This window comes from Megasphaera sp. UBA4382, assembly GCF_002391155.1.
GTDB classification, from domain to species: domain Bacteria; phylum Bacillota; class Negativicutes; order Veillonellales; family Megasphaeraceae; genus Megasphaera; species Megasphaera hexanoica.
Map to the genome: position 1 here is coordinate 1 of NZ_DGRS01000007.1, position 8,643 is coordinate 8,643.

The 8,643-nt window shown below is 54.9% G+C and carries 8 protein-coding genes; all 8 read right to left on the reverse strand.

The window, feature by feature from the left end:
* Positions 1 to 83 precede the first annotated feature (83 nt).
* On the reverse strand, positions 84 to 1,466 hold the full coding sequence (gene rlmD, locus B4H10_RS00365; protein ID WP_292017972.1) for a 23S rRNA (uracil(1939)-C(5))-methyltransferase RlmD: 1,383 nt from the start codon (positions 1,464 to 1,466) through the stop codon (positions 84 to 86).
* Positions 1,467 to 1,541: 75 nt separating this feature from the next.
* Complete coding sequence (locus B4H10_RS00370) at positions 1,542 to 2,846, reverse strand: thymidine phosphorylase (RefSeq protein WP_292017973.1); 1,305 nt, start codon at positions 2,844 to 2,846, stop codon at positions 1,542 to 1,544.
* Positions 2,847 to 2,851: 5 nt separating this feature from the next.
* Positions 2,852 to 4,024: a phosphopentomutase gene (locus tag B4H10_RS00375; protein WP_059075270.1), complete on the reverse strand. Its 1,173-nt coding sequence runs from the start codon at positions 4,022 to 4,024 to the stop codon at positions 2,852 to 2,854.
* An 81-nt stretch (positions 4,025 to 4,105) separates the two neighbouring features.
* Positions 4,106 to 4,660 (reverse strand): NUDIX hydrolase, encoded by a 555-nt coding sequence (locus B4H10_RS00380; RefSeq protein WP_113855731.1) that lies wholly within the window; start codon positions 4,658 to 4,660, stop codon positions 4,106 to 4,108.
* 131 nt (positions 4,661 to 4,791) lie between these two features.
* Positions 4,792 to 5,238 carry a dUTP diphosphatase gene (gene dut, locus B4H10_RS00385; protein ID WP_059075272.1) on the reverse strand — a complete coding sequence of 149 codons (447 nt, stop codon included), beginning with the start codon at positions 5,236 to 5,238 and terminating at the stop codon, positions 4,792 to 4,794.
* Positions 5,238 to 7,394, reverse strand: a complete 2,157-nt coding sequence (locus tag B4H10_RS00390) for a polyribonucleotide nucleotidyltransferase (protein ID WP_292017974.1) — start codon at positions 7,392 to 7,394, stop codon at positions 5,238 to 5,240. The genes dut and B4H10_RS00390 overlap by 1 nt, the downstream gene beginning before the upstream one ends.
* Positions 7,395 to 7,559: 165 nt before the next feature.
* Complete coding sequence (gene rpsO, locus B4H10_RS00395) at positions 7,560 to 7,826, reverse strand: 30S ribosomal protein S15 (protein WP_059075274.1); 267 nt, start codon at positions 7,824 to 7,826, stop codon at positions 7,560 to 7,562.
* 125 nt (positions 7,827 to 7,951) lie between these two features.
* Positions 7,952 to 8,643, reverse strand: a 692-nt coding sequence (locus tag B4H10_RS00400; protein WP_292017975.1) for a phosphoribosylaminoimidazolesuccinocarboxamide synthase, incomplete at its 5' end; no start/stop codon positions are given.

The window sequence follows — 8,643 nt, forward strand, 5'->3', positions numbered from 1 at the left end:
CCGGCATCAAAAAAGGACCGCTGGCATTTCGCCACGGTCCTTTATCCTTTTCTTGGTAACTATATCATATCACACAGTATGTACTACATCTTGCGTGATATCAAGGCTACGCACTCCACGTGATGAGTCCGGGGGAACATGTCTACGGGCTGTACTTTGACGGTCTGGTATCCGTGTTGTTCCAGGTAGGCCAGGTCGCGGGCCAGGGTAGCCGGGTTGCACGAGACGTAGACGACGCGTTCCGGTCTGCTCTGGGCGATGGCTTTGAGGACCGGTTCACCGCAGCCGGCCCGGGGCGGGTCGAGGACGATGACGCCGGGACGGACGCCTTCCCGGATGAGTTCCGGCAGTTTATAGACGGCGTCACCGAGGATGAATTCGGCATTTTTCACGTGATTGTCCCGGGCATTGCGGACGGCGTCGCGGATGGCCGGGGCGACGATTTCGATGCCGTAGACCTGTCTGGCTTTCCGGGCCAGGAACAGGGTAATCGTCCCGGTGCCGCAGTACACGTCGGCTACGGTTTCATTTCCCTTCAGGTTGGCAAAGTCCAGGGCCTGTTCGTAAAGCCGCTGGGCTTGCTCGCTGTTGACCTGGAAAAAGGACTGGGCTGAAATGTGGAAGGTCAGCGGCCCGATGGAATCGTGAATCGTATCGCTGCCGTATATGGTGCGGGTCTTAGGTCCCAGTATGACGTTGGTATGACGGGTGTTGACGTTCTGGACGATGCTGGTCAGACCAGGGATATCCCGGCGCAGGCGCTGTACCAGGTCTTTCATGTGGGGCACCATATCACCGGCCGTGACCAGGCAGACCATGATTTCTCCCGTATGGACGCCGACCCGGCCCATGATGTGGCGGACAATGCCCGTCCGGGCATCTTCGTCGTAGGCCGGTATCTTGAAGTCTTTCATCCATTGGCGGACGACACGGATGATGGCGTTGTTGTCTTCCTTCTGGATGGCACAGTCGGCCACGTCGATGACTTTGTGGGTAGAAGCGGCAAAGCAGCCGATGGCGACTTTTCCCCTGCCGGCTGCCGCGACAGGAAACTGCATTTTATTGCGGTAGTGCCAGGGAGACGGCGCGCCCAGTACGGGAAGTACGGGGACATGGCTGAGATGGCCGATACGGACGATGGCGTCTTCTACCTGCTGGCGTTTTTCCTTTAGTTCTCCTTCATAACTCATGTGCTGCAACTGACAGCCGCCACACTGATCATAGACGGGACAGTGCGGCTTGATACGGTCCGGTGAAGCCGTGACGATTCCGGTCAGTTCCGCTATGGCATAGTTCTTTTTGATCAGCTGGATCCGTGCCCGGACGGTTTCTCCCGGCAGCGCCCGGGGTATGAATATGGTGAAATTCTCATATCGCCCGACACCTTCCCCGCTGGTGCCCAGCCGGAGAACGGGGACTTCGTAGATTTTCCCTTTTTGTACGGGAATCGCATGTTTTTCCTTCATATAGATCCTTTCCCGGATATACGAAAGCCTCTCCGCAGGTAACGGTATGCTCTATCCTTGCCGGAGAGGCTTTGGTTACATAATAATTTCTGAAACGACCGGTTCCTGTACGGGAGCCGGGCCGTCTGATATGGTAATCTGTTCTGCCGCCTGCCGTGCCAGTTCTTCCATCGGCGCCTGAGAATTGCCGTAGAGCGTGAATAACGGTTCCCCAGCCCGGACCGGGTCATACAATTCTTTGAACAGGCGTATGCCGACCATCGGGTCGATGGCGTCTTCCTTGCGGGCCCGGCCGGCGCCCATGCGCATGGCCAGTTCTCCCAGTGCCCTTCCATGGACGGCCGTGATATAGCCCGTTTCGGCCGATACTGCGGTGTACATCTGCGGGGCCCGTGTGAGGGGCTGCTTCCCGATCCAGGACGCACTGCCGTGCTGGGCCCGGACGAACTGGCGGAATTTTTTCAGGCCTTCCCCGTTCTCTACCAGCCGGCGGATACAGGCCCTGCCTTGTGCTTCATCTGGCACTTTGCCGCCCAGGATGAGCATCTGGCTGCCGATGGCTTCTACGACTTCCATCAGCCGGCGGCCGCCTTTTCCCGACAGGGCTTCTACAGCTTCATCCACTTCCAGGCTGTTGCCGATGGCCGTCCCCAGGGGGGCTTCCATGGAGGTCAGGACGGCCCGCGTCGGACGGCCGGCCAGACGGCCGATATCGACCATAGTCCGTGCCAGCTGACGGGCCCGTTCTTTCGTCTTCATGAAAGCCCCGTCGCCGTATTTGACATCAAGGACGATGGCGTCGGCACCGGAAGCGATCTTCTTGCTCATGATGGAACTGGCAATGAGGGGGATGCTTTCGACGGTCGCCGTCGCATCGCGCAGGGCATAGAGCAGTTTGTCTGCCGGGGCGATTTCACCGGACTGGCTGATAACGGCCATTCCCATGTCCTGCATCTGCCGGAGGAAGGCGTCTTCTGAAAGTTCCGTCTGAAAGCCGGGAATGGACTGGAGTTTATCGATGGTCCCGCCCGTAAATCCCAGGCCCCGGCCGCTCATCTTGGCCACGGGTACACCGGCGGCAGCAACCAGGGGCGCCACGATGAGCGTCGTCGTATCGGCGATGCCGCCCGTACTGTGTTTATCTACTTTGATTCCCGGGATAGAGGACAGATCGACGAGGTCGCCGCTTTCTGCCATGGCCTTTGTCAGGGCTGTCGTTTCCGTTGCATCCATGCCCTTCAGATACACGGCCATGCACCAAGCAGCGGCCTGATAGTCGGCGATTCGGCCTGCCGTATAATCCCCGATGAAACGGGCAATTTCTTCGTCCGTCAGCACCAGGCCATCCCGTTTATGGGCAATGCAGTCGATAGGCCACATAGGCGTCACCTCAGTTCAGAAAGAAATCCCGTACCGGCCGGAAGCTGCCCCAGGGAGAAGTTATCCATGATGGTCTGTCCCAGGTCGGCATAGGTCTTGCGGATGCCCAGATCGACCGCTTCCGTAAGGGCCGGACTGTAAACGACGAGGGGCACCCGTTCCCGCGTATGGTCTGTCCCTTTCCAGGTCGGGTCATTGCCGTGATCTGCCGTGATCATGAGCAGTTCATCAGGCTGGACCAGGGGCAGGAAATGACCGAGCATATCATCAAAGGCTTCGATGCAGGCGGCATAGCCTTCGACGTTACGGCGATGGCCATACTGGCTGTCGAAATCGACGAAGTTGGCCATGAGCAGGCCTTCCCGGTCCCGGTGGGCCAGCAATTGTTCCGTCAGGGCTTTCATGTCTGCCGGATTATCCCCCGTATGGTACGATTCGGTGAGGCCGATGTGTGCGTATATATCGCCGATTTTCCCTACGCCGGCGACAAAGCGTCCCGATTCGGAAAGATAGGAAAAGACCATCTTTTTCTTGGGAAGACGGCTGTAATCCCGGCGGTCGCCCGTACGGATGAAATGGCCCTGTGTCCCAATAAAGGGACGGGCGATGATGCGCCCTACTTCATAGGGGCCGACGCAGACTTCCTTCCGCGTGATTTCGCAGATGCGGTACAGTTCGTCAAGAGGAATGACATCGTTGTGGGCGGCAATCTGAAATACGCTGTCGGCCGATGTGTAGATGATGGGAAGGCCCGTGCGGAAATGATCCGGTCCCAGCCGTTCGATGATTTCCGTACCCGATGCAATTTCGTTACCGATGTAGCCGTATCCTGTCTTTTCCGTAAAGGCCTGCAGCAGGTCCGGGGGAAAGGCATGGGGGAATGTAGGGAAAGGAGTTTCCACGATATTCCCCATAAATTCCCAGTGGCCGCTGGTCGTGTCTTTGCCGGCCGATTGTTCTTCCATCAGGCCATAGGATCCGATAACTTCCGTAGGTTCCCGGTGAATATGGGCAATGTTTCCCCAGCCGAGACGACGCAGATTGGGTACGCGCAGCGGCACCCGGGCATCGATATGTCCGATCGTATCGGCCCCGGCATCTCCAAAGGCTGCCGCATCGGGGGCATCGCCGGCACCGACACTATCCATGACGATGACAATGATTCGTTTAAATTTCATATGATTCACCCCTTTGGGAAATATGTTCTACCTTTTATTATACCATAGGGTTGTTCCGGACGTGCGGAAAAAGAGAGTGTCTCAGAAAAGATATTTTCTGGCTTTCTGGAAATTGGCGATGGTCTTGGCATCGACAATTTCATTTTTGTCGATTAATTGTTCCACTTCATCCGGCGTATAATATTCCAGGTTCATGAATTCGTCTTCATCGAGGTGCTGATGGCCTTTTTTCAGGTTTTTGGCCAGATAGAGGTATATCCGTTCGTTGCAGAATCCCGGCGACGTATACACGTAGCCCAGGGGCTGGATATCGTCGGAAGAAAAGCCCGTTTCTTCTTCCAGTTCCCGGTGTGCGCATTCTGCCGGATTTTCCCCGTCGTGTTCGATTTTGCCAGCCGGGACTTCCAGCATGGGCTGGGCAGCAGCATAGCGGTACTGGCGGACGAGGATGATTTTGCCATCATCGGTAACCGGTAAAATCGCGCAGGCGCCAAAATGCCATACGGCTTCCCGGGTGGCTGTCTTCGGTTTGCCGCCCTGTCCGTCGTCGATTTCTACCGTATCGACGGTGACGTGGAGAACCCGGCCATGTAAAATTTCTTTTCTCGCAATCATGCGTTCTGTACTGATGCTCATGTGTATTTCCTCCTCTTTTTTAGTGGCTGGTGGTTAGTGGCTGGTCAATTTTACGCCAAAAAGGCTGTCGCATGATGGCGGAACCCTTCTTGCGACAGCCTCTCGTTATATCTGACATCAAAGATTAGTCATTATTGGCCCGTACTGCCTATACCGCCCATGCGGATGCCTGATGCATCGTCATTATCGGTGGTCAGGTATTTCATAAAAATCCCCTGGGCAATGCGTTCCCCTTTTTTTATGGTATAGGGAACGTCTTTTGTATTGTAATAGGCAATCATGATATGGCCTTCGTTATCGGGATTGTTGTAATAATCGCAGTCAATGATTCCCGTGCTGTTGGCCAGCATGAGGCCCTTTTTGAAGGCCAGGCTGGAACGGATGAAAATGGAAAGATATTCGTTCAGTTCCATATACGCTTTGAGGCCCGTCGGCACGACCGTCACGGCATGGGGAGCCAGGACGGTGTCGGCTGCGGCTTCCAGGTCATATCCGGCGCTTTTTGCTGTTTTCCGCTGCGGCACGTGAATATCCTTTCCTTCATATGCCGTAACGACTTCAAATCCCCGGTGTCTCATTACTGCACCTTCTTGCGGTCATTCTGGCGGCCGCGGTTATTGCGCGGGCCGTGATTGTGGTGTGCCGGTGCGTCCCCGCCGCCGAGCAGTGCCTTGCGCGACAGGTTGATACGGCCCTTGTCATCGATTTCTACGCATTTGACCATGATTTCATCGCCGATATTGACGACGTCTTCTACTTTTTCTACCCGTTCTTTGGCCAGCTGGGAAATGTGGACCAGGCCTTCTTTACCCGGCAGGATTTCCACAAAGGCGCCGAAGTTCATGATGCGCGTGACTTTGCCGAGGTAGGTTTCCCCTACTTCCACATCTTTCGTCAGGTTTTCAATCCATTCTTTTGCCTTTTCGCCGCCGGCGGCATCGACAGAGGCGATATAGACCAGGCCGGAGTCATCGATGTCGATTTTGGCTCCCGTTTCTTCCGTAATCTGTTTGATTACTTTGCCGCCCGGCCCGATGACATCGCGGATTTTATCGGGGTCGATGTGCATGGTGATGATGCGCGGTGCATAAGGAGACAATTCCTTGCGCGGTTCGCTGATGCATTCCAGCATCTTGCCCATGATGAAGATACGGCCTTCATGAGCCTGTTTCAGGGCCTTGTCGAGGATTTCCCGGCTCAGTCCCTTGATCTTGATATCCATCTGGATGGCCGTGACGCCTTTCATGGTACCGGCTACTTTGAAGTCCATGTCGCCGAGGGCATCTTCCATTCCCTGGATATCAGTCAGGATCGTAAAGTCATCGCCTTTTGTTACCAGGCCCATGGCCACGCCGGCCACAGGTGCCTTGATAGGTACGCCGGCATCCATCAGGGCCAGGGTGCTGCCACAGGTACTGCCCATGGAGCTGGAGCCGTTCGATTCGAGGACTTCTGATACGACACGAATGGCATAGGGGAATTCTTCCTCACTCGGCATGACCTGGGTCAGTGCCCGTTCAGCCAGTTTGCCATGACCGATTTCGCGGCGGCCGGGGCCACGGGACGATTTGGTTTCGCCGACGCAGAAGCTCGGGAAATTGTAATGATGCATATAGCGGCGGTCCGTTTCCAGGCCGACGCCATCGATGTGCTGGCATTCGGAAAGCGGTGCCAGGGTGCAGAAGCTCAGTACCTGGGTCTGGCCGCGGGTAAAGAGACCCGTGCCGTGGGTGCGCTTGAACAGGCCGACTTCGCAGCTGACCGGGCGGACTTCATCGACGCGGCGGCCATCGGGACGGATTTTATCGACGGCGATCATATGGCGGACGATTTCCTTGATCATCTTCTGGGTGATTTCGGCGACGTCGTCCTGGTTGTCGGGATAAATATCGGCAAAGTGTTCATAAATGTCCGTTTCTACGGCATTCATCTTTTCTTCGCGGGAAATTTTATCGGCGTTGCAGATAGCTTCTTTCATGTTGGCTTCGCCATAGGCATGAACGGCTTCTACAATATCGGCCGGCGGTTCTTTTTCGACGAATTCCTGTTTGGGCACGCTGATCTGCGGCAGGAATCCCAGCTGGAATTCGACGACTTTTTTGATTTCTTCATGAGCAAACATGATGGCATCGAGGATATCTGCTTCCGGTACCTGTTTGGCGCCCCCTTCGACCATAAGGATGGCGTCTTTCGTACCGGCGACGACGATATCCATATCGCTGGCTTCGCTCTGTGCCACCGTCGGATTGACGACAAACTGGCCATCGACGCGGCCTACGCGGACACCGGCGATCGGGCCGGCAAAGGGAATGTGGGACATGCACAGTGATACGGAAGCGCCGATCATGGCAGCGATTTCCGGTGCGTTGTCGTGATCTACGCAGAAGTCATAGGCTACGACGTGGACGTCATGACGGTATGTCTTGGGGAACAGCGGGCGGATCGGGCGGTCGATCAGGCGGGCAAAGAGCGTCGCCGATTCAGGCGGTTTGCCTTCCCGTTTGATGAAGCCGCCGGGAATCTTCCCTACGGAGTACATTTTTTCTTCATAATCTACCGTGAGCGGAAAGAAATCGGCATCTTCCCGTGCTTCTTTCGATCCCGTAGCGGTAACAAATACAGCCGTATCGCCATAGCGGACCAGAGCAGCACCGCTCGCCTGTTTGGCAAGCTGTCCTACTTCGATGACCAGGGGACGACCGGCAAAATCCATCTGGAATACCTGTTTTTCCATTCGTTTTCCTCCTTATGAAGAGTCATACAAGAAATTCAGACAGGCTGTAGGTCATAGGTCAGTATCGCCGGGAAGCGGTACTGACCTATAACCTACCAACCTGTAACATACACTATGTTCCGAAAAAAGAGGCTGATGCGTACACATCAGCCTCACACAACGCGATTATTTACGCAGGTTCAGTTTTTCGAGAATAGCACGATAACGGCCAAGGTCATGTTTCTGGAGATAAGCAAGCAGGTTACGGCGCTGGCCAACCAGTTTGAGCAGGCCGCGGCGGGATGCATGGTCTTTTTTGTTGCTGCGGAGATGTTCCGTCAGATAGACGATGCGGGCCGTAAGAAGCGCAATCTGTACTTCCGGAGATCCTGTGTCGTTTTCATTTGCGCCGTATTTGGCGACGATGGCTTTCTTTTCTTCTACACTTAACATAGTTCGTTCCTCCATTTGTAAAAATAATCTATTCGCAAAGTGCTACGTGATCGTCGGAGATTCGAGACACCCGGCACCCGTACGACATCACATATTATACTATATCCCTGCCATGCTGTAAAGGCTTAGAATGCCTTGCCTGTCAGGAGTTCATAGGCTTCTTTGTACTTCTCGATTGTCTTGTCGATGACGTCCTGGGGCAGGAGGTAATCGCTGTCAGGATTGGCTTTCAGCCAGTCGCGGACGAACTGTTTGTCATAGGACGGCTGGGATTTGCCGGCTTCATAGCCTTTGAGCGGCCAGAAGCGGGAGCTGTCCGGCGTCAGCATTTCATCGCCGAGGACGATATTTCCCTTGTCATCTAGGCCGAATTCAAATTTCGTGTCGGCAATGATGATGCCCCGGGAGAGTGCATAATCAGCGCATTTCTTATAGAGGGCGATGGTATAGTCGCGGATGGCTTCGGCATATTCTCTGCCTTTTCCCGGGAAGGTTTTGTCGAGGAATGCCGCTCCTTCTTCGAGAGAAACATTCATATCGTGTTCTCCCAGTTCGGCTTTCGTAGATGGTGTAAAAATCGGTTCCGGCAGTTTTTCCGATTCCTTGAGACCAGCCGGCAGTTTAATGCCGCAGACGGTACCGTTTTCTTTGTAGCTTTCCCAGCCGCTGCCAGTGATATAGCCGCGGACGATGCATTCCATAGGAATCATGGTCAGCTTCTGGCATTTCATGCTGTTGCCATCGAACTGGGGCTGCTGGAAAAATTCCGGCATATCTTTGACATCGACAGAAATCATGTGATTGGGGATGATGTCTT